General features: G+C 40.1%; 18 protein-coding genes. 8 read left to right on the forward strand and 10 right to left on the reverse strand.

Annotation, left to right across the window (positions count from 1 at the left end):
- Window positions 1-258: 258 nt before the first annotated feature.
- The 9 genes from purH to ACYSN2_RS04845 all read right to left on the reverse strand — a co-directional run bounded on the left by purH (window position 259) and on the right by ACYSN2_RS04845 (window position 12,682).
- Window positions 259-1,800, reverse strand: a complete 1,542-nt coding sequence (gene purH, locus ACYSN2_RS04805) for a bifunctional phosphoribosylaminoimidazolecarboxamide formyltransferase/IMP cyclohydrolase (RefSeq protein ID WP_461749124.1) — start codon at window positions 1,798-1,800, stop codon at window positions 259-261.
- A gap of 591 nt (window positions 1,801-2,391) precedes the next feature.
- A complete protein-coding gene (gene purN / locus ACYSN2_RS04810) occupies window positions 2,392-2,958 on the reverse strand; it encodes a phosphoribosylglycinamide formyltransferase (RefSeq protein WP_461749125.1) in 567 nt (188 codons plus the stop codon).
- Window positions 2,959-2,994: 36 nt separating this feature from the next.
- On the reverse strand, window positions 2,995-4,005 hold the full coding sequence (gene purM / locus ACYSN2_RS04815) for a phosphoribosylformylglycinamidine cyclo-ligase (protein ID WP_461749126.1): 1,011 nt from the start codon (window positions 4,003-4,005) through the stop codon (window positions 2,995-2,997).
- A gap of 223 nt (window positions 4,006-4,228) precedes the next feature.
- Window positions 4,229-5,647, reverse strand: coding sequence for an amidophosphoribosyltransferase (gene purF, locus ACYSN2_RS04820; protein WP_461749127.1), 1,419 nt, complete (start codon window positions 5,645-5,647; stop codon window positions 4,229-4,231).
- Complete coding sequence (gene purC / locus ACYSN2_RS04825; RefSeq protein WP_461749128.1) at window positions 5,648-6,361, reverse strand: phosphoribosylaminoimidazolesuccinocarboxamide synthase; 714 nt, start codon at window positions 6,359-6,361, stop codon at window positions 5,648-5,650. It lies immediately after the preceding gene.
- A gap of 21 nt (window positions 6,362-6,382) precedes the next feature.
- Complete coding sequence (locus ACYSN2_RS04830) at window positions 6,383-10,117, reverse strand: phosphoribosylformylglycinamidine synthase (protein ID WP_461749129.1); 3,735 nt, start codon at window positions 10,115-10,117, stop codon at window positions 6,383-6,385.
- A gap of 14 nt (window positions 10,118-10,131) precedes the next feature.
- Window positions 10,132-11,250 (reverse strand): 5-(carboxyamino)imidazole ribonucleotide synthase, encoded by a 1,119-nt coding sequence (gene purK, locus ACYSN2_RS04835; RefSeq protein WP_461749130.1) that lies wholly within the window; start codon window positions 11,248-11,250, stop codon window positions 10,132-10,134.
- Window positions 11,251-11,255: 5 nt separating this feature from the next.
- Window positions 11,256-11,750, reverse strand: coding sequence for a 5-(carboxyamino)imidazole ribonucleotide mutase (gene purE / locus ACYSN2_RS04840; protein ID WP_461749131.1), 495 nt, complete (start codon window positions 11,748-11,750; stop codon window positions 11,256-11,258).
- Window positions 11,751-12,232: 482 nt separating this feature from the next.
- Entirely contained in the window at window positions 12,233-12,682 is a 450-nt protein-coding gene (locus ACYSN2_RS04845; RefSeq protein WP_461749132.1) for a zinc-ribbon domain-containing protein, read from the reverse strand.
- Window positions 12,683-12,972: 290 nt separating this feature from the next.
- Here ACYSN2_RS04845 and ACYSN2_RS04850 point away from each other — a divergent pair, with 290 nt between their 5' ends.
- The 8 genes from ACYSN2_RS04850 to ACYSN2_RS04885 all read left to right on the forward strand — a co-directional run bounded on the left by ACYSN2_RS04850 (window position 12,973) and on the right by ACYSN2_RS04885 (window position 20,176).
- Window positions 12,973-13,491 (forward strand): LemA family protein, encoded by a 519-nt coding sequence (locus ACYSN2_RS04850; protein WP_461749133.1) that lies wholly within the window; start codon window positions 12,973-12,975, stop codon window positions 13,489-13,491.
- 98 nt (window positions 13,492-13,589) lie between these two features.
- On the forward strand, window positions 13,590-14,051 hold the full coding sequence (locus ACYSN2_RS04855; RefSeq protein ID WP_461749134.1) for a lysozyme inhibitor LprI family protein: 462 nt from the start codon (window positions 13,590-13,592) through the stop codon (window positions 14,049-14,051).
- 297 nt (window positions 14,052-14,348) lie between these two features.
- Window positions 14,349-15,122 (forward strand): methyltransferase domain-containing protein, encoded by a 774-nt coding sequence (locus ACYSN2_RS04860; protein WP_461749135.1) that lies wholly within the window; start codon window positions 14,349-14,351, stop codon window positions 15,120-15,122.
- A gap of 201 nt (window positions 15,123-15,323) precedes the next feature.
- Window positions 15,324-16,388 (forward strand): DUF481 domain-containing protein, encoded by a 1,065-nt coding sequence (locus ACYSN2_RS04865; protein WP_461749136.1) that lies wholly within the window; start codon window positions 15,324-15,326, stop codon window positions 16,386-16,388.
- Window positions 16,389-16,513: 125 nt separating this feature from the next.
- Entirely contained in the window at window positions 16,514-17,437 is a 924-nt protein-coding gene (locus tag ACYSN2_RS04870) for a metal ABC transporter substrate-binding protein (RefSeq protein ID WP_461749137.1), read from the forward strand.
- The gene (locus tag ACYSN2_RS04875; RefSeq protein ID WP_461749138.1) at window positions 17,437-18,378 is read left to right on the forward strand and encodes a manganese/iron ABC transporter ATP-binding protein; all 942 of its coding nucleotides are present in this window, start codon (window positions 17,437-17,439) and stop codon (window positions 18,376-18,378) included. Before ACYSN2_RS04870 ends, ACYSN2_RS04875 begins: the two co-directional genes overlap by 1 nt.
- On the forward strand, window positions 18,375-19,328 hold the full coding sequence (locus ACYSN2_RS04880; RefSeq protein ID WP_461749154.1) for a metal ABC transporter permease: 954 nt from the start codon (window positions 18,375-18,377) through the stop codon (window positions 19,326-19,328). Before ACYSN2_RS04875 ends, ACYSN2_RS04880 begins: the two co-directional genes overlap by 4 nt.
- Entirely contained in the window at window positions 19,325-20,176 is an 852-nt protein-coding gene (locus ACYSN2_RS04885; protein WP_461749139.1) for a metal ABC transporter permease, read from the forward strand. Before ACYSN2_RS04880 ends, ACYSN2_RS04885 begins: the two co-directional genes overlap by 4 nt.
- Before the next feature lie 122 nt (window positions 20,177-20,298).
- On the opposite strand, the gene ACYSN2_RS04890 is transcribed toward ACYSN2_RS04885, so the two are convergent.
- On the reverse strand, window positions 20,299-21,282 hold the full coding sequence (locus ACYSN2_RS04890) for an urease accessory protein UreD (RefSeq protein ID WP_461749140.1): 984 nt from the start codon (window positions 21,280-21,282) through the stop codon (window positions 20,299-20,301).

Raw genomic sequence — 21,282 nt, forward strand, 5'->3', positions numbered from 1 at the left:
TAATATTTAATAATTTACATTAATTTTAACTATCAATCATAACCTAATAATAAATAATTCCTATCTTAATAAAAACATAAATGCCGGAGAACATGACATTCTCCGGCATCTTTGGCTTCCTTGAAGCAATTTCTTTTGGATTCTTACCAAAACTAAAGCACCACACTATAGAGTTTTGATGAGATCGATTGAAATTGCTTTTAGGCTTTTGTATCTACTTAAACAATTTAGGCAGATTCACTTCAATCTGATGATTGATTAGTGTTTGAAATGGCGCATTCCTGTGAAGACCATTGTGATTCCATATTTGTTTGCAACATCAATGGATTCTTGATCTTTGATTGAACCACCTGGTTGGATCACAGCTTTAATACCTGCTTTCGCGGCATTTTCTAATGTATCCGGCATTGGGAAGAATGCATCTGATGCAAGTACGTTGCCTTTTGCTTCTTCGCCTGCTTGATCAAGCGCGATTTGTGCTGCGCCAACACGGTTCATTTGACCTGCGCCAACTCCCAATGTTTGACCTTCTTTTGCCACAACGATTGCGTTTGATTTCACGTGTTTTACGATTTTCCATGCAAATACTAATGCATCCATCTCTTCTTGTGATGGTTTACGATCTGTAACTACTGTGAATTCTTCAGGATTGATTTCAGCGCGATCTAAAGTTTGCACTAATAAACCACCGTTTACAGCTGTTGTTGTGAGTTTCTCAGCAATACGCTCTTCTTGTGGATTGTTTTCAAGAAGACGAATGTTTTTCTTCGCCATTAAGATCTCTTTCGCTTCATCTGTAAAGCTTGGTGCGATGATAATCTCAAGGAAAATTTCACTCATTTTTTCAGCAGTTTTAGCATCAACTTCTTTGTTCGTTGCAATAATGCCGCCGAAAATAGATGTTGGATCTGCTTCATACGCTTTCGTCCAAGCATCAAAAAGGTTTGCACCTAAACCAACGCCGCATGGGTTCATGTGTTTCACCGCAACAACTACTGGTTCTTTGAATTCAAGCATAATATTCACAGCTGCGTTTGCATCTTGAATATTGTTATATGAAAGCTCTTTACCGTGAATTTGTGTCGCATGCGCTAATGAGTTATTTTGCGCTAATGGCGTTCTGTAGAATGCCGCTTCTTGATGTGGGTTTTCGCCATAACGAAGACCTTGTTGCTTCTCATAGGTCAACGTTAATTTTTCTGGGAATTCATCACCAAGTTCATTCGCAAAGTATTGAGCGATGAGCGCATCATATGCTGCCGTTGTTTGATACACTTTGAGCGCTAAACGTTGGCGAGTTTCAAATGTTGTGTTGCCGTTTGCTTCAAACTCAGAAATTACGACTGCGTAATCTGCTGGATCTGTGATCACTGTTACAGATTCATGATTTTTTGCCGCACTACGAAGCATTGAAGGACCACCGATATCGATATTTTCAATCGCATCGTTGTATTTCACGCCTGGTTTAGACACAGTTTCTTTGAAAGGATAGAGATTCACAACTATCATATCGATATATTCAATGCCATTATCTGTCATTGCTTTTGTGTGAACATCGTTACCACGAACAGATAAAAGTCCACCGTGAACCATCGGATGAAGTGTTTTCACACGGCCGTCCATAATTTCTGGGAAACCTGTGATGTCTGAAATATCTTTTACTGCAATGCCGGCATCCGCAATCGCTTTTTTAGTTCCGCCTGTTGAGATAAGCTCGAAGCCTAAATCCACAAGTTTCGCTGCGAAATCTGTAATACCTGTTTTATCACTCACACTTAAAAGAGCGCGTCGCTTAGTCATGATTAGATCCTGTCCTTTCTAAATAACAACGATTAAATGCAATATTGCTGAGTTATCAGCATACCGCGTGGGAATGACGACCGTCATGCCCGAATTCGGTTGTGCAGAGATTCCTTCTCTGAACTGTAATATTTTGTATCATTCCGATTCACTCAGAATGATTGTTTGAATTTTTCTAGTGCTAATTCATAGCTGATTCAATGCCGGAGGCAATGCTTTACATGATTGTTTCAATCTCATGCTGGTAATTGGTATCCGTTTTACTGCTTATTCTTTCCAATCAACTGGTTTCTAGCTAATTCATCGCCGGATATGTTGCTTACATGATTATTTCAATTTCATGCCGGCAATTGGTATCCGTTTTACTGCTTGCTATTTCTGATGCTTCTATTTGTTTCTACTGACATCTTGTTGCTTCTAGTTTCTTTACTAAATTTTGATATTAGCTAGGCGATTTTTGGCAGATTTTAAAGAATCTATACCGAGAATCTTCCTTTTACGCTTTTTTAGTAAGACTATTGGCGAGTCATTCCACATTTTTGATATTTAAAATCCCATTGGGAATTTCACCCGATGGGATCATTAAATGATTTATTTCGCAAAAAGCTGAGCGAGGGTTTTTGGATAGAGCTGATGCTCGATGTGATGCACCATGGTCATCACTTCATCCTCTTCTTCTCTGCCCGTTAGCTGAATGGATTCTTGAGCGATAAGTTCGCCTGTATCCATTCCGGCATCCACAAAGTGAATAGAAACCCCTACGGTTTTTTCGCCGGCAGCTAATGCTTGTTGCACTGCATCTTTTCCTTTATAAGAAGGAAGCAGAGATGGATGAATGTTGATGATTTTATTCGGATATGCCGAGAGAAGTGTTTCTCCTAAAAGGCGCATATATCCTGCTAAAACGACCCATTCCACATCATTTTCGCGGAGGTTTTCCACGATCATCGCTTCCACATCTTCTCTTGATGCGTAATCTTTCGCAGAGAAAACAAGGGTTTTAATGCCCTTGTTCTCTGCCTTTTCAATCACTTTCGCAGATTTTTTATCGCACACTAACAGTTTCACATTTGCCGGCAATGTTCCCGCTTCAATTGCGCTCACGAGCGCATCGAAATTAGAACCTGTACCTGATGCGAAAATTGCAATATTTTTCATGATAATTCCCTGCTTAAACGTCCTGTGATGAATGATTTAGTCGATTTCAACCGCTGCTGTTTCAGTGATTTCACCAATGATTGAACCATTTGGTAAAAGCGCTAATGCTTTGTCAGCAACTGATGGATCTACAACGATCATGTAACCTACGCCCATATTGAATACTGTAAACATCTCTTTATCAGAAATATTTGCTTCCTTTTGAAGGAATGGGAAAATTGCAGGTTTTGTCCATGCTGTTTGATCGAATTTTGCACCTAAGTTGCCTGAAAGCATTCTTGGTACATTTTCGAAGAAACCACCGCCTGTGATGTGCGCCATTGCGTTCACTTTTACTTCTTTAAGCAGATTTAAAATCTCTTTTACGTAGATTTCTGTTGGCGTTAATAATACTTCGCCTAATGGTTTATCAAAACCTTCATACGTTGTATGGAAGTCTAAACCTTTCTCTTTGATGATATGACGCACAAGCGAGAAACCGTTACTGTGAACACCGCTTGATGGTAAGCCGATAATTTTATCGCCTGGTTTAACATTTGCTTTTGTCACACGCTCATCTTTCTCTACAACACCTACCGCAAAGCCGGCAATATCATATTCGCCGTCTTGATAAAATCCTGGCATTTCCGCAGTTTCACCGCCAAGAAGCGCTGCACCAGACATTTTAGAACCTTCTGAAACTCCTTTTACAATCGCTTCGATTTGTGCAGGATCATTCTTGCCACAAGCGATGTAATCTAAGAAAAAGAGTGGTTCTGCACCTTGCGTTAAGATATCGTTCACACACATTGCAACGGCATCAATACCGATTGTGTCATGAATATTCATCTCAAACGCTAATTTAAGCTTCGTACCAACGCCGTCTGTTCCAGATACTAATACAGGTTTTTTGTAGTTGAGTTCTGAAAGATCGAAAGATCCGCCGAAATCTCCAAAAATATCCATTGCGCCAATACGCATTGTGCTTGCAACATGCTTTTTAATACGTTCAACTGACTCATAACCTGCTTCGAGGTTTACGCCGGCTTCTTTATATGCATCACTCATGCTCTTTTCCTTTCAAATCATACTGAAATATCTCTCACAATATTCAGTAATATCAATAATGATGTAAATTAACGATTCGGATAGATCTAGGTAAACCCTAAGCACCCATGAAAATCGTTAATTTGATATGTATATAATCTGTCTGTGTTACATCTTTGTTACATCGATCTTTTAAACTACTTCTATACAACATATAGAATTTATAGAACCGAAAGAATCTCTGTTACAACTTCTCTTGCGCTTCTTCTACCGCTTTGAATTCTTCCTCTAAGCTGGCTCTGAATTCTACGGCAGTGATATCTGTCGGATATTCGCCGGTGAAGCATGCCATACAAGTACCGCAATTTGGGCCTAATTCTTTAGAGCGTTTCAATGCTTTCACAGTGCCTTTCGGGCTTAAGAACTGAAGAGAATCCGCTTTAATATAACGGCGCATCTCTTCTAAATTCAACTGATGCGCAAGAAGATCTTCACGTCTTGAAGTATCTACACCATAAATACAGGGGTATTTAATGGGTGGCGCGGAGACTCGCATGTGGATTTCCGTAGCGCCGGCATCACGAAGCATCTGCACGATTCTACGACTTGTGGTTCCACGAACGATAGAATCATCAATCACGACTAAACGTTTGCCTTTCACAACCGATGGAATCGGTGCAAGTTTCATGCGAACGCCTTGCTCACGAAGGGCTTGTGTTGGCTTGATGAAGGTTCTGCCCACATAACGATTTTTGATTAAACCCATTTCATTAGGCAATCCTGCAGCTTCGGCATAACCTGTTGCTGCTGAAATCGAAGAATCCGGCACACCGATCACCATATCGGCATCCACGTGTGATTCATGATAGAGCTCAATACCGCTCTGCTTTCTGAAGCTATGGACATTACGCTCTTCAAGATCACTATCTGGGCGAGCGAAATAGACATATTCCATTAAACAGATGGCGTGGAAATTATCCTCTGTGAAGAAGTTCGAGATCACTCTACCATCTTCAATATGAACAATTTCTCCCGGCATGATATCGCGAATATAAGTCGCACCGACAATTCCAAGCGCACACGTTTCAGAAGCAAATACATAACCGCCATCTGTAAGTTTACCAATACAGAGCGGACGAATGCCTTTACGATCACGTACTGCGTAAACGCCGCTATCGTGAAGAATAAAGTAGTTAAATGCACCTTCAAGCTCTAAAAGAGACGCTTTTAAACGCTCTAAAAATTCGCCTTTTTTACGGCGCATCAAATGCACTAAGATCTCAGCATCCCCAGATGCGTGAAATACACTGCCCTGATCTTCAAGTTCGCTACGAAGTTGCGCGGTATTTGTGATATTTCCGTTATAAGCAATGGCAAACTTTTCATCACTCATTTTCATCATGAGTGGCTGAATATTGTCATAACCTTTAGCGTTACTAGTGGGATAACGAATATCCCCAATACTATTACTTCCCGGCAGTTTACATAACACTGCTGGATCTGAGATCACATCTGTTAACAGCCCCTGACCTTTAATAGTATTAATATCGCCTTCCGAACTTAATACAGAAATTCCCGCGCCTTCTTGTCCACGGTGCTGCAAACTATGCAGCCCGTAGTACGTTAAGGATGCGGCATTTGGATTACCAATAACCGCAAACACTTATTTCTCCTTGCGTGCGAGTAAACGCTTGTGAATTTCACGATACGCATCAATCACATTACCAAGATCTTGACGGAAACGATCTTTGTCTAATTTGCTGTGCGTTTCGATATCCCATAAACGGCAAGTATCTGGGCTGATCTCATCAGCAAGCACGATTTTACCTTTAGGATTACGACCAAACTCGATTTTGAAATCTACGAGTTCAATGCCGATTTCTGCAAAAAGCACTTTCAAAAGTTCGTTAATTTTACGAGCTTCTGAAGAGATGATTTCGATCTCTTCACGTGTTGCAAGATTGAGTGCTAAAGCGTGATCAACGTTGATTAATGGATCATTAAACTCATCTTTCTTGTAGCAGAACTCAAGAATAGGTGGATTTAATTGTGTGCCTTCAGGAATTCCTAAACGACCTGTTAAAGATCCTGTAGCAACGTTACGCATGATTACTTCTAAAAGCACGATATCAATCTTCGAACAAAGAACATCACGTTCATTTACTTGCTCGATCAAATGCGTTTGAATACCGTTTTCAATAAGGTAATCAAAAATCATCGTTGAGATCGCTGCGTTTAATACGCCTTTATCTTCAAACTGTGCTTTTTTCGCGCCGTTACCTGCTGTTGCATCATCTTTATAGTGGATTAAAACCGTATTTGGATTATCCGTGCTATAGATCTGTTTTGCTTTACCTTCATAGAGTAATTCTGACATATTTAATACCTTCCGCTCGTGCTATTTAGAAGAAACAAATGCAACTGCATTTTCAAAAATTGATTGTTGTTTGTTACCTGGGATATTCAAGAATAATCCAGATTCATAACGCTCTGAGTGCGCCATTTTACCAAGAATTTGACCATTCGGGCTTGTGATTGCTTCAATCGCATAACCAGAAACCGCTGGGTTAAAGGTTGAATCCAATGTTGCACGGCCTTTGTGATCTACATATTGTGTTGCGATTTGACCATTGGCTTTCAATGTTTCAAACATCGCTTCAGAGATCACTAAACGACCTTCTAATGCCGCAAACGGTAAGATATGTTGATCGCCAACGCTCTCATTGCTGAACCATGGAGATGCATTATTCACAAGTTCAGTCGTTACCATTTGTGCTTTAAATTCGCCCGCACGGTTTGTAGAAAGGATCGCCTCATGATTCTCTTTGAACTCACCAAATGGTAAAAGACCTGTTTTGATCAGTGCATGGAAGCCAGCATTAATACCAAGGATTAAGCCACCTTTCTTGATGAAGTTCTCAACCGCAACTTTCACTTCAGGGCGCGATAAGAATAACGCCATTGTAGAACCTGTTCCTGCTGGCTCTTCTGTGCTTGCAAAACCTGATGCAAGAGAGAAAATTTCTGCAGATTCTAACCCTTTAATGAATTTCTCGATCGAAGCGATGTAATCGCTCTCAGAAAGCATCACAATGGGTAAAGTGTTGACGGTTGCGCCGGCATTTTCAAATGCTTTTGCCACATCATATTCACTGTGCGTTCCTTCAAATACCGGAATAAACGCCGTTGGTTTTGCCACTTCTAAGCGGTTAATCACTGTTTTAAGATCTGCTTTTTCAATCTTATCGACAAAGCCTTCGCTCTTTTCATAGATTGGGTAAAGCTTCTCAAAACGATCTTCGGCAGCCGCTTGTAACGTTGTACCTAAAATAGTTTTGTGATCATAATCAAAACGGTATTCGCTTAAAGTCGTTCCAATTGCGATGTAATCTTCAGATGCCGGCAATGCTTGGCGAGTTGTAATTACAAACGCACCATATTGTGGGCGGAAAAGATCTTGTTCTGAGATATTCTCAATATTCGCACCTAAACGGTTACCGAAGCTCATTACTGCTAAGCTCTCTGCCACACCACCTTGACGTACTGAAATCGCAGATTCAATCAATGATTTCTCTTGTAACGCTTTAAATACTGCAAAGTTATGCTTGATTGCATCGTAAGGAATACGGCCTGATGCATCTTCTTTTACAGGAAGAAGGTAGATGTAATGTCCGCTCTCTTTAAATTCAGGAGAAAGCACATCTTCCGTTTTCACCGGCGTTACTGCAAATGATACTAATGTTGGTGGAACGTTGATATCTTCGTACGTTCCGCTCATGCTGTCTTTACCGCCGATACTTGGCACATTGAACGCACGCTGTGCATCAATCGAACCTAGAAGCGCTGCTACTGGTTTACCAAAACGCTCTGGAACACCATCTAAACGCTCGAAGTATTCTTGGAATGAAAGTCTTGCAGTTGTTGGATTTCCACCTACTGCAACGATACGGCAAAGTGATTCAATCACAGCATACGCCGCACCGTGGAATGGAGACCATTCACCGATAAACGGATTGTAACCGTGCGCTAAAATCGCCGCAGTTTGTGTTTCGCCATTCTCTACTTGAATTTTTTGGATCGATGCTTCTGCTGCTGTTGCTTGGCATTTACCACCAAATGGTAATAATACAGTTGAACGGCCAAGTGTTGAGTCAAAACTTTGGTTCATCCCTTTTTGGCTAGCGATATTCACATCCGCTAAAAGCGCTTGCCATTTTGTTTCAAGATCAGAATCTGTTGCTTGATACACCAGTGGAGATGGCTTATTGCTATCGACAACTTTCGCCGTCACTGTCTTACGAATACCATTGGTATCTAAGAATGAACGAGCGATATCAACGATTTTTGTGCCTTTCCACTCGATCACTAAACGAGGATCTGCTGTCACTTTTGCAACGATTACTGCTTCAATAGATTCTTCATTTGCATATTCAATGAATTTTTCTGCATTTTCTGCAGAAACAACCACTGCCATACGCTCTTGTGATTCTGAAATTGCTAAGTCTGTACCGTTTAAACCGGCATATTTTGTAGGAACCTTATCAAGATTCACATAAACGCCGTCTGCAAGTTCGCCGATTGCAACAGATACACCGCCCGCACCGAAGTCATTGGATTTTTTGATGAGTGTTGTTACTTCTTTCTTACGGAACAAACGAAGAATTTTACGCTCTTCACTTGCACAGCCTTTTTGAACATCTGTTCCTGCTGTTTCAACGGTTTCAACTGTTTGTACTTTTGAAGATCCTGTTGCTGCGCCCACACCATCACGGCCTGTTTTTGCACCTAAAAGGATAATCGCGTCACCATCAACTGGCGTTTCTCTTACCACGAAATCTTCTTTCACTGCACCAACAACTGCGCCAAGCTCCATACGTTTTGCCACAAAACCTGGGTGGATATACTCTTTTGCAAAAGCCGTCGTGCCACCGATTTGGTTCGCATATGAGCTGTTACCTAATGTCGCAACTTTGCTGATTTTACGCTGTGGAAGTTTGTTTGGTAATGTATCTGATACAGGCTCCAACACGTTGCCGGCACCTGTAATACGCATTCCTTGGTATACATACGCACGACCTGATAATGGGTCACGAATCGCACCGCCCACACAAGTATTCGCACCACCAAATGGTTCGATCTCTGTTGGGTGATTATGCGTTTCGTTTTTGAACATCAATAACCAAGATTCATCCACGCCATTGACATCGACATTAATGCGAACTGAACATGCGTTCACTTCATCAGATACTTCCATATCTGCAAGCTCGCCTGTTTTACGTTGATAACGACCAACGATTGTTCCCATATCCATTAATGTTTCAGGACGAGCCGTAATACCGGTAGCTTCACGAAGCGAGAGATAATCTTCATATGCCGCTTGAAGCTGTTCGTTAAATTGACTTGCTGTGAAATCAATGGATTCAAGCGATGTTTCAAATGTTGTATGACGGCAATGATCTGACCAATAAGTATCTAATACTAAAAGTTCAGTTTCCGTTGGGTTACGATCTTCTTCATTTTTGAAGTACGTTTGAATATGTTTAAGATCTTCAAATTCCATTGCAAGACCGGCATTTTGCTTAAATTCAGCTAATGCATCATCTGACATATGTGTGAAGTCTTTAATATGTTCTACCGCTTTTGGCGCACGCTTATCAATAAAGCGAGTGTCATTAATTTCAAGCGTTAAATCTTTAATACGGGAATTGATTGGATTAAAGAGATAATCTTGGATCTTTTGAAGATCTTCTGCGCTTAAATCATGGTTGAAACCATAAAGTGTTGCCGTAGATACTTGTGTTTTGTGTGATGCACCCACCATTTTGAATGCAAGCTCTGCACTATAAGCGCACTGATCGTATTGACCTGGTAACCATTCAATAGAGAAATTTGGCATGGTTTTGAGCTCTGCCATCATGATATCTTCAGCGATTTCATGATCACGAGTGGGTTGCATTAAGACTGAACGAACTTTAGCAAGATCCTTCTCATCCAAATCAAATAGGTCATATACTTGAACAAGTCGCACTTTCGTTAACGTCTGCACATTCAGAGCAGTTTGAAGTTCTCTTAATAAAGCCGTCGCTTCAGTAGAATAATTAGGCGTACTTTCAATATAAAATCTGCGTTTCATTGGGATCCTTGAGTTTATACAAAATTGTCAGTCATAGCTTTTTCAAAAGATTCTAAACCTTCTGAACCCGTAAAGGTGACGTGACCCATTTTACGGTTAGTTTTAAATTCTTTTTTACCATAGAGATGCAAATGCGCATCCGGCGACATTTTCGGAAGATAATCGAATAATAACTCTTTATCTTGCCCTAAAATATTAAACATTACGGTTTTTTGAAGTAACGTTGTTTCGCCTAATGGCAAACCACAAATTGCACGGATATGTTGCTCAAATTGGCTAGTTGGGCAACCTTCAATCGTGAAATGTCCTGAGTTATGCGGTCTTGGTGCAAGCTCATTCACATATACTGTATCGCCCACCACAAATGCTTCCATCGCCAATGTGCCCACAATATTATGGGTTTCCATAAATGTTTTAAGCATTTCATTGAGCTGAGATTCAAGCTCCGGCGTGACTTTCTCGCCGCCAGCTGTGGTTTTAAAGAGGATATTATTGACATGAAGATTTTCCGCAATGGGGAAATGACGATATTCGCCATTAATCGAGCGAGTGCCGATAATGGAGCATTCCCAATCGTAAGGGATAAATTTCTCTGCCACACAAGGGATATTATAGAGCGTCGATACTTTGTCTAAGTCTGATTCAGATCTAACAACAACTTGCCCTTTCCCATCGTAACCGCCTTCTTGCGTTTTTACGACAAATGGGAAACCGAGTGTTTCTACGGCATTGGATAATTCATTTTCAGGATCTTCAAGCACAACGTAAGGTGCAATTGGAAGACCTGCTTCTGTTAATGCCGCTTTTTCACGTTTTCTGTTTTGTGCAAGATAGAGTGGCAATTCGCCTTGTGGAATATTGTGATATTCCGCATTTAATCTTTTAACGAGTTCAGCACTGATATTTTCAAACTCATAAGTCACAACATCACAGCGAGAGATAAGGGTTTCATACCCTTCTTCATTCGCAAAGCCTGAAACAATATGACCATGAGAAGCTGACACAGCGGGCGCATCTGAGGCAGGATCGAGCGCGATGACATAATAGCCCATCTTATTCGCTGCCTCCGCTAACATTTTACCCAATTGCCCACCACCAATAATTCCAATCGTTTTTCCCGGTAAAATGTGCATGATGACTATTGCTCCTCGATCGCGCTGTCTGCTAAAACCGTTTCCGTTTGTTGTTTTCGGAACGATTTAAACTTGTCTTTAAGTTCTGAGTTGGAAAGCGCTAAAATTTGCGCCGCATATAACCCCGCATTTTTTGCGCCGGCAACACCAATCGCCATTGTTGCCACAGGAATACCGCCCGGCATTTGTACAATGGAGTAAAGAGAGTCAACACCGCTCAGGGTACTTGTTTTAATTGGAACACCAATGACTGGTAGAGATGTTAAGGATGCCACCATTCCTGGCAAGTGCGCAGCACCACCTGCACCTGCAATGATTACGTCATAGCCAGCTTCTTCTGCATTTAATGCAAACGAAACCATATGCTCTGGCGTTCTGTGCGCAGATACAACTTTCATATCGAAGGAAATGGAAAATTGGGTCAGCATGTCAGCGGCGTTCTGCATTGTTGGCAGATCGCTTTTGCTTCCCATAATAATGGCGACTTTCTGTTTTTTCATTGAGAAATTCAACCCATAAATAGATAGATGAAAACCGGAGCTAGATGCCGGATTTGAGGGTGTAATTCTATATCGAACCTTGATTTTAGTCAATAGTTCCCCGCGCAATATTTTGCACAACTATTACCCTTATCTCCCATGAAAACGTTCTTAGAAGTTCTTTTTTGTAAAACAACTTTTTATAGAATAAACCATAAATCATAAAATTCTATCCATGCATCATCTAAGGGTTTATTTTAAGAACTTATTTCGATTTAAACTCCTCTCTATTTTTATAAATGCACTTATTATAAAAGCAATTAAAAAAGCGACCTTCAATAAAGATCGCTCTAGAAATCCACTTATTATATAACTATGAGATATATAGCTATGAGATCAGCTCAAGTCAATTCAATAATGAAACCTCAATCATTGGCAATAGATTAAATTATAAAAGATTCAATTAGTTGGATTATATTCTGTCTTCTAATATCATTTATACCTTAGCGAAGATCAGCATCACATGCAGTGCATACCGTAAGCTCCGCTTCTTGTAGATAGTGCATATCGCATTGCGTGCAGAGCTGAACATGGCACTTATTACGCAGATGATTCACGGAAGATTCAGCTTCTTCTGCCGAAAGACCTCTATTTAATAATTTCTTTTGAACCATTTGCAAAGGCGTTCCGCTCAATGCATCTTGATGCGCCATTTGCGCATAAATTTCCGATGCCGGCAGATCAAGAACAGCAGGCGTATATTGTGATTGGCACGTTTGGCATTCTATTAATTGCGTACTTTTAGAAATCGGAAATAGAGGAATAAAAAACAGCGTGAAGTAATTCCCTATTTTGTACGTTGTATATGTTGTTTCAGAAACGCATGATGGACAAAAAAAGGTATTTTCATCTAGTTTAATTTTTCGCCCTTTGGTTCCAAAAATAATAATCATTCACAATCCTTTCTAACACTCATAAAAGTATAAATAACATTGATTTTAAAGGGGATATATTATCATTTTTGAGCCATGATTTGATTAATACCGCTAAATATCACTGCCTAGATCAAGGTTTTTAAAATAAACTCATTGTGAAGTTTTTAAAATATGATACTAATTGTTATGAAGTTTCGTTTTATCTCAGGATTATCTCAAGATGAACGAAAAACCTTATTTGTATTCATAATCTCGTTAGCTTCTTTTATTTCTGTAAAACTATACAACTTCAACGATTGACAAATACCATGACAACCACGGCAATCACGATTATATTTACGGCATTCCTCAGTGCGTTACTTCTTAGCTATCTTATCCATCATTATCGAAAGCTTAAAAAGCATCGTCATCTTTGTGATAGTGCGTTAAGTGATGTTGAAACGCTCCAAGCGCAGTTAATTACTAGATCTGAACCAATTATCTTTGAAACTCAAAAAGTATTACGCAGTGAAACTGCGTTATTTCAAGATATTAAAAATATTACACAAAGCCCTGAAAATCGTACGTTAGAGCTTAGAATTACACATATTTTACTGCTTCGATATAAGCTTAAATCCCTCTACAAAATCTCTCAAAAAAACCCCGAACTCAAAGATCAACCACAATTAATGACGCTTTGGGAAAAGGTGGAGATTACCAATCGTAATATTGATGAATCTTCCTCTTTCTATAATGATCGAGTTCATGATTATAAAGAGCTTACCTCCAAATTCCCGGCGTCGATGCTTGCAGATATTATGCAATATCCGATTTATCAGCGGATTTAAAGTAGAGCAACATGAAGAGCAAGTGGTTATTGATATTGGACATGCATAGAGTTCTGAAGATTTTTCTGAAAATTTCCCTCCTATGTTTGATTACACATATGAGCGTAATATCCCTTTCATTTGCCAACGATAGTTCTAATACCCATGCTTCTCATACGCTTTCCTGTGATACAGATTTTTCTATCACAACACAAACGCTCTGCGAACAAACCATATTAGATACTTTTGAAGATCAGCTCAAAATCCTCCAGCAAGTGCTTCTCACAACGCTTACTGAAAATGAAGCTTATTATCAAAATAAGTATCAAGATGCTTTTTACGATAATTTTGAAATGCCGTACCAAGAAGTGAAAGAAGCACTTATTAAATCGCATATTTTCTGGGAGCAATATATATCTAGCGAATGTGCCGTTGTTCATGCATTATCCGCACGGGGAACCGCAAGAAACATTCTAGAACTTCAATGTTTACAAAATTACTCCGAAGCTCGAATCACGCTTCTACAAGAATATCTAAAAGAAATTCAATTAGATGCAGAATCTCTTCTGCAAATGCCGTAAAATCTCTCTTTTAGTTTCATTAGCAATTTAAGCAGAGGAGATTAATATGAAATGGCTTATCATTTTAGCGATGATTCCGCTGATTATAATCAGCGCGATTATTATTTCCGCAGTATTGGCTGTTGTGATTGCCTTTTTAAAATGGTTTCTACTCGGCAGAAATTTTAAACAAACATTTTGTCATATATTCTTCGAATGCTTTCTTAAATTCCTGAATCCTCTAGAATGGCTCTGCAGATTTTGAAACCCTGTAATCCTTGATCCTATTTTCAGCCATTATCAATTTATAAAACCATTATGACGAATCCAAATCCCGCTCCTATTTTTAATAAATTAAGCAAAAAGTTCACGAAAAATATCTACAACACCTTCAAAGGACGATTGCGGTTAGCGATTTTAGAACGGGATTTCAGAACGCTCAATCTTCATCAAGATACGTTAAATATCTTAGATATTGGCGCTGGACAAGGACAATTTGCCGGTATATTAGCGGAAAAAGGTCATAACCTGACACTTGTGGAGCCGGCAATAGAAATGCTCACGTTAGCGAAAGAGCGATTTGCCGAAAAGAATCTTACCGCAACCTTTCATCATCAGTTTTTAGATGAATTGCCGACACTAAATCTTCCGAAATATGATCTGATTACGTGCCATGCGATGCTCGAATGGTTGCCGGAGCCTTATCAGTTTTTTGAGATCATTAAATCGCTTCTTAAAAAGGACGGAAAACTCTCTCTACTCTTCTATAACAGAGAAGGATTGATTTATCACAATCTCATTCGTGGGAACTTCCATTATGTGGACAAAGGCAATTTCAGCGGTGAAAAAGGCGGATTTACGCCGATTTCTCCCATTGATACCCAAGAATTAGAATCTTTCCTCAAAGCTCAGGATTACACTATTTTGAAGAAAAGTGGGATTCGCACCTATTATGATTTTATGGCAAAAGAGGCAAGAAATCGTATTAGTGAAGAAGATCATCTTCGTATGGAACTGCACTATTCAGAGCTAGACACTTATCTGCCACATGCTCGCTATCATCATTGGCTGATTCAAAAATCATCCCTCTAAAACTGCAAGGATGTATCTGATTGGAAAGCAAATATCACAATGAATCTCAAAATAAATCATTAAATTTCAGAATAAAACTTCAAATGATTATCTAAACAATTATCTAAATAAATAATCATTTGATTTTGCGAGTGCAAAAATTTATTCTGTAACCTCGTTGATTCTATATCCTTCAATTTATCCTTACTTCGAGATAATCTTGTGCCACGATCCTTTCCATTCCCGTATTTAATATCGAAAAGTGTGCTAATCGGCTTTTCCCTATTTTGTAATACAGCGATTTCTGTAGCGGATACGATTTCATTAAAAAATGGCGATAGAATTACCGGAAAAGTGACACTCATTGAAGATAATATTATTCACGTTAAAACAGATTATGCCGGCACTTTGAAGATCAATAGCCGTAATATTGTGGAATTTAATGTAGATGCGCCGGTTTCTGTGAAAGAGAGCCGATTTACCCAAAGTATTCCGGCAACGAAAGTATTATATGATCATACAAAGCCGGGATTAGAAGATCGCTTAGTCATTACTAGCCATGGAATTCCACAATCCATTCCTTTTAATAAGGATTTAACCGTTGCGAAAATAAATGGTTCAAACTTCAAAGCAAGAGCCTTCAAACACTCTGGAAGCATTGATATCAGTGCGAACTTTGATCATGACACGTCTAAAACTCTCCGTTATCGCTTTAAAGGAAATTATAAACTCGAGCATGATCTCTGGCGTCATTCTTTCAACGGTAATATGTATCGCAAACGAGATAATGATAAAACCAAGAGCTATTACTATAATTTAAATTACTCTGCTGACAGATTTTTCACGAAGGATTTTTTCTGGCAAGGTTCTGCAGAATACCAATATGATTGGATCGAAAAAATTCGTGAGAATCTACTTGTGGGTATCGGTCCTGGTTGGCAAGTTTGGGATAATGAGCGCTCAAGCTTGTCGTTTGCCACGCTTTTAAACTATCAAGAACTGCGTTATAAAAAAGAAACTGATCGTACTCATAATCCACAAATGGCGATTAAGTGGGATTATCAGCAATATTTCTTTAACCAAAAATTCAAGTTTTCAACCACCGGCATTGTGGGTCGCAGTTTTAATGAAGATGTCACGCTCGATCTCAATCTTAATACGACACTTGCCTATAAACTCACAGATTCCTTATCATTTAATACGAGCTACCATTACGAAAGCATCAAAGCGAAACGTGGCGATTCCAAAAATCGATCACTGTCATTGGGATTAGGCTACCAATGGTAATGATCCATTATAATATTGTCTGCCCATAACTAGATAATTCTTGTTATCATAGTTTTTCGTGCGATCTACATTTTGTAAATCCGCCAAAATCATGACTACCATTATTATCTCAAGGATTCTTTGTAATGCGCATCTCTGAATTTTCTCATATGATCCATTCTCAAAAACTCATCAAATCTACGTTACTCACTGTCGGGATTCTACTCGCTTGTAATATGAGTTTTGCGAAAGAACCGTTAAAAGTCATTACGACCTTTACCATTATTCAAAATATCGCCCAAAATGTGGGTGGCGATGCGGTTATCGTGGAATCTATTACCAAGCCCGGCGCTGAGATTCATGATTATCAACCCACGCCGAAAGATCTTGTAAAAGCGCAGAATGCCGAGCTGATTCTTTGGAATGGTCTGAATTTAGAGCGCTGGTTCGAGCGATTCTTCAAAAGCCTGAGAAATGTGCCCTCTATCGTTGTCACAGAAGGTATTACACCGCTCTCAATTTATGAGGGCGATTATGAAGGCTTATCAAATCCCCATGCGTGGATGAGCCCGAATAATGCGCTTATTTATATTGATAATATCCGACAAGCATTTATCCAATATGATCCTGACAATACCGACATTTATAATGAAAATGCCAAGCAATATGCTGAAAAAATCCAAGCGCTAGATGCACCACTTCGTGCAAAGCTCGATCAAATTCCGAAAGAGAATCGTTGGCTTGTGACAAGTGAAGGCGCTTTTGGCTATTTAGCACAAGATTATAATCTGAAAGAAGCCTATCTCTGGCCGATTAATGCCGATGAAGAAGGCTCTCCACAACAAGTAAAGCGCCTTATTGATACCATTCGTAAACATCAAATTCCGGTACTTTTCAGTGAAAGCACCATCTCGGATAAGCCGGCAAAACAAGTAGCGAAAGAAACCGGCGCAGAATATGGCGGTGTTCTCTATGTGGATTCTCTCTCTACAGAAGATGGTCCTGTTCCTACATATATTGATCTTTTAGAAACTACCGTTGAAACGATCGTGAAAGGATTTAAATTATAATGAGTATTATCGTAGATAACGTTTCTGTCACGTATAGCAACGGTCACAGAGCGATTTTCGATGTCAATTTCACGTTAAATGCCGGCACCATTTGCGGTTTAGTCGGCGTTAATGGAAGCGGGAAATCCACGCTTTTTAAATCTATTATGGGATTAGTCACGCCCACAAAAGGGAAAATTTCCATTGCCGGCACTGCCATTAAAACAGCACTGAAAGCCAATGAAATTGCCTACGTTCCGCAAACGGAAGAAGTGGATTGGGATTTTCCGGTATTAGTGGAAGATGTGGTGATGATGGGACGTTTTGGCAAGATGGGCTTTTTGCGTATTCCTTCTAAAAAAGATCGGGAAATCGTTACAGATGCCCTTGCTCGGGTAAACCTTACAGAATTTCGTAAAAGACAGATCGGCGAGCTTTCCGGCGGTCAGAAAAAACGGGTATTCCTCGCAAGAGCGCTTGCGCAAGAGAGTAAAATTCTCCTCCTTGACGAGCCATTTACCGGCGTTGATCTTAAAACAGAAGATAGCATTATCGAGCTTCTCATCTCGCTTCGAGAAGAGGGATATTTAATGCTCGTTTCCACGCATAACTTAGGTTCTATTCCGGAATTTTGCGATCAAGTGATTTTGCTGAATCAAACGGTATTAGCACAAGGTTCTACCGAAACGACTTATACGCAAGAGAATCTCACGAAAGCATTTGGCGGGGTTTTACGGAAGATTTCTCTTAAAGGGAATCATCTTCATGATGACGATGATCCTCGTAAAGTGACGGTTTTAACAGATGATGAGCGCCCTGCTGTTTTCTACGGCGATACGGAAACGCAAAACCTTAAGAAAACCCATTTTCATAAGCGCTATCCCGAAAACCAAAACAATAAGGTTGATCAAACTGCCACGGAAAAATCTCTAAAATCGACGCAAAAGGAGAATCCTTCATAATGGCGGTATTACTAGAACCTTTCCAATATGAATATATGCTCAAAGCCATCGTGATGTGCGTATTGGTGGGAGCGGTTTGTGCCTTTTTATCCACCTATTTGGTGCTAAAAGGTTGGTCATTAATGGGCGATGCGCTCTCGCATTCCGTTGTTCCCGGCGTTGCCGGCGCTTATGCGCTCAACCTGCCTTATGCCATTGGCGCTTTTTTTACCGGCATTTTAGCGGCCCTTGCCATGGGATTAGTGAAGCATTTCACGAAACTCAAGGAAGATGCCATTATCGGCTTAATTTTTAGTAGCTTCTTTGCCGTAGGATTACTCATTATCTCTCTCAATCCCACCTCCATCAGTATTAATTCCATTATCTTTGGGAATGTGCTCGGCATTTCCGATAGCGATGTTCTGCAAGCTACGTTTATTACCGTCATTTCCCTCATTATCTTATTGCTATTTTGGAAAGATTTGATGCTAATCTTTTTTGATGAAGTGCAAGCGGCAACCCTTGGAATGCCGGTCACTCGTCTTAAGATTCTCTTTTTTGTTCTCTTAAGCGCTTGTACCGTTGCAGCGCTTCAAACAGTCGGCGCAATCCTTGTGATTGCCATGGTGATTACGCCAGGCGCAACGGCATATCTGCTAACCGATCGTTTCGGCGTAATGCTCACGCTTTCTGTCATCATTGGTGCACTGACAAGTTTTATCGGCGCATACGCAAGCTTCTTTCTGCCGGGCGGTTCTACGGGAAGTTTAATCGTCATCTTACAAAGTTCTCTCTTCATTTTGGCATTTCTCTTTGCACCAAAATATGGGCGCATTGCGAAAATTCGAGCTGCAAAACGATATCGCCATTCTCATGAATCAGATCATAAAAGTACGCATCAACATGCCGAGAATGATCTTCGAAATAATTCTCAAACTGATTCTCAAAACAGAAGGGAGGTTTCGTCATGATTGAAGAGTGGATTTTAATACCGCTACAATATCCCTTTATGCAACAAGCGCTGACTGGTGCGATGATTTCCGGCATTGTCTGCGCGGTTCTCTCTTGTTATCTGATCTTAAAAGGCTGGGCGCTTATGGGAGATGCCATCGCTCACGCCGTACTTCCCGGTATTATTTTAGCGTTTATCATCGGTATTCCACTTGTGGTTGGCGCCTTTATTTCAGGGCTCTTTTGCGCCGTTGCTACGGGATATATCAAATCCCACACTCGCGTCAAAGAAGATGCGGTATTAGGCATTATCTTCTCAGGATTATTTGCCCTTGGTCTGTTCTTTTTTTCATTCGTAAAAACTGATCAACATCTTACCCACGTATTATTTGGCAATATCTTAGGGATTTTACCCAATGAACTTTGGCAAATCATCATCATTTCCGGCATTACATTACTGATCATTTTAATAAAGCGAAAAGATTTCATGCTCTACTGCTTCGATCCCGTACAAGCACAAGTAATCGGTCTTCCCGTAAAATTACTGCATTACACTTTGCTGATTTTACTCGCTCTAAGCATCGTTGCATCGCTTCAAGCTGTGGGCGTCATTTTAGTCATCGCCATGTTAGTATCCCCTGGCATTATCGGATTTTTACTCACAAAACGATTCCCCATCATGATGATCATCGCCATTATCTCCGCCATTTTATCGGCATTGATCGGCATCTTAGTCAGCTTTCATATTGATGCAGAAACAGGTCCTTGTATCGTTCTCACACAAGCAGCATTTTTCATCATTGCTTTTACCTATAATCGCATGAAAGAGCGAATGATCATTCGTTCTAAAATAAAGAATTTTGTTTAAATAAAACAGGTTCTAAAAAACATTTCATAAAGCATAGATACATAAAAAGGCATTAAATTTCTTTAATGCCTTTCGCTTTTATGATGTATTGTTACTTCTGAATTCAGCACAAATCCCGATTATTAAACTCTCCACAAGAACTGATCTTGGATTGTTTTACCTTTAATCTCTTCTCTTGCGACTTTCCAGAAATCTCGAATCACAGCCTTTACTTTAGGCGTATCAACGCCTAATACTTTGAAGATAATGCCGGCTTTGTTGGGAAGTAACGTTGCGCCGTAAGCGATCTTTTCTTCTGCATTGTAGGTTGCCGTAAGGCGCTTCATGATGGGTTCATGATATTGCTCCGGCGTTAAGAGAATGACATTTCCGAAGATTTCAAAATCACCCATCACAGCAACGAGATTGAGTGGATGTTTTTGGGGTTCTAGAATATATCTCTCTACAAATAACTCTTCGCCTACAGACTCTTCACTATTTGGTCTTGCCGCACGAATTTTTGAAGAGAAGATATCAAATCCAAAGACTTCATCAGGATGATGAAACTTTCTTCCCGGCATTAAAATCTCGGAATAGATTGCCGTTGCCGTTTCGTCCACGATCATCTCTGTTTCAGTAATAAAACGAGAGTCTCGATGTGGCGTCATGGGATCTGGCAAATATTCTAAATAACCGCCCGCTTCTACTACAATTTTTTGATATTGCGTGGCGTAGTTATCTTCCATCATCTGCACTTTAGATGCCGATTGCGTTGTGATATAGGCACAAGCGCCTTCTTCTACAATGAAATCATGCGCCTGACGATCGCCTTGCAAAATACCGCCGGCAGTTGAAATCATCGTCACGCACGGAAGTTCCGGCATATTCTCATCCCAATAGAGCGCTTTTTGTACTAATGAAGGAACTCTGCGCTCCATTTCGACAAGCTCGCTTCGATAAGGACCTTTTTTAAACCGAAGTTTTAAATAGCCACTTTTCCCAACGGCGCCACTTTTCATCTGCTTGGGTTCCGATTGATACGGCGACATCTCTTTCGCATGAATGCCCAAAGTATGCGCTTTAAGACGAGATGGCGAATTGGCAATTTCTCCTCTTAAATTTTCCAT

This window comes from Ignatzschineria sp. LJL83 (genome assembly GCF_054871845.1).

Bases quoted from the DNA above. Each gene is read 5' to 3' on its own strand.
- purM (WP_461749126.1), bottom strand. From the start codon at position 4,005: ATGAGTGATGCATATAAAGAAGCCGGCGTAAACCTCGAAGCAGGTTAT.
- purE (WP_461749131.1), bottom strand. From the start codon at position 11,750: ATGAAAAAACAGAAAGTCGCCATTATTATGGGAAGCAAAAGCGATCTG.
- ACYSN2_RS04830 (WP_461749129.1), bottom strand. From the start codon at position 10,117: ATGAAACGCAGATTTTATATTGAAAGTACGCCTAATTATTCTACTGAA.
- ACYSN2_RS04855 (WP_461749134.1), top strand. From the start codon at position 13,590: ATGAGCGTAATATCCCTTTCATTTGCCAACGATAGTTCTAATACCCAT.
- ACYSN2_RS04860 (WP_461749135.1), top strand. From the start codon at position 14,349: ATGACGAATCCAAATCCCGCTCCTATTTTTAATAAATTAAGCAAAAAG.
- purK (WP_461749130.1), bottom strand. From the start codon at position 11,250: ATGCACATTTTACCGGGAAAAACGATTGGAATTATTGGTGGTGGGCAA.
- purH (WP_461749124.1), bottom strand. From the start codon at position 1,800: ATGACTAAGCGACGCGCTCTTTTAAGTGTGAGTGATAAAACAGGTATT.
- ACYSN2_RS04870 (WP_461749137.1), top strand. From the start codon at position 16,514: ATGCGCATCTCTGAATTTTCTCATATGATCCATTCTCAAAAACTCATC.
- ACYSN2_RS04850 (WP_461749133.1), top strand. From the start codon at position 12,973: ATGACAACCACGGCAATCACGATTATATTTACGGCATTCCTCAGTGCG.
- ACYSN2_RS04875 (WP_461749138.1), top strand. From the start codon at position 17,437: ATGAGTATTATCGTAGATAACGTTTCTGTCACGTATAGCAACGGTCAC.
- ACYSN2_RS04845 (WP_461749132.1), bottom strand. From the start codon at position 12,682: ATGATTATTATTTTTGGAACCAAAGGGCGAAAAATTAAACTAGATGAA.
- purC (WP_461749128.1), bottom strand. From the start codon at position 6,361: ATGTCAGAATTACTCTATGAAGGTAAAGCAAAACAGATCTATAGCACG.
- ACYSN2_RS04890 (WP_461749140.1), bottom strand. From the start codon at position 21,282: ATGGAAAATTTAAGAGGAGAAATTGCCAATTCGCCATCTCGTCTTAAA.
- ACYSN2_RS04885 (WP_461749139.1), top strand. From the start codon at position 19,325: ATGATTGAAGAGTGGATTTTAATACCGCTACAATATCCCTTTATGCAA.
- purN (WP_461749125.1), bottom strand. From the start codon at position 2,958: ATGAAAAATATTGCAATTTTCGCATCAGGTACAGGTTCTAATTTCGAT.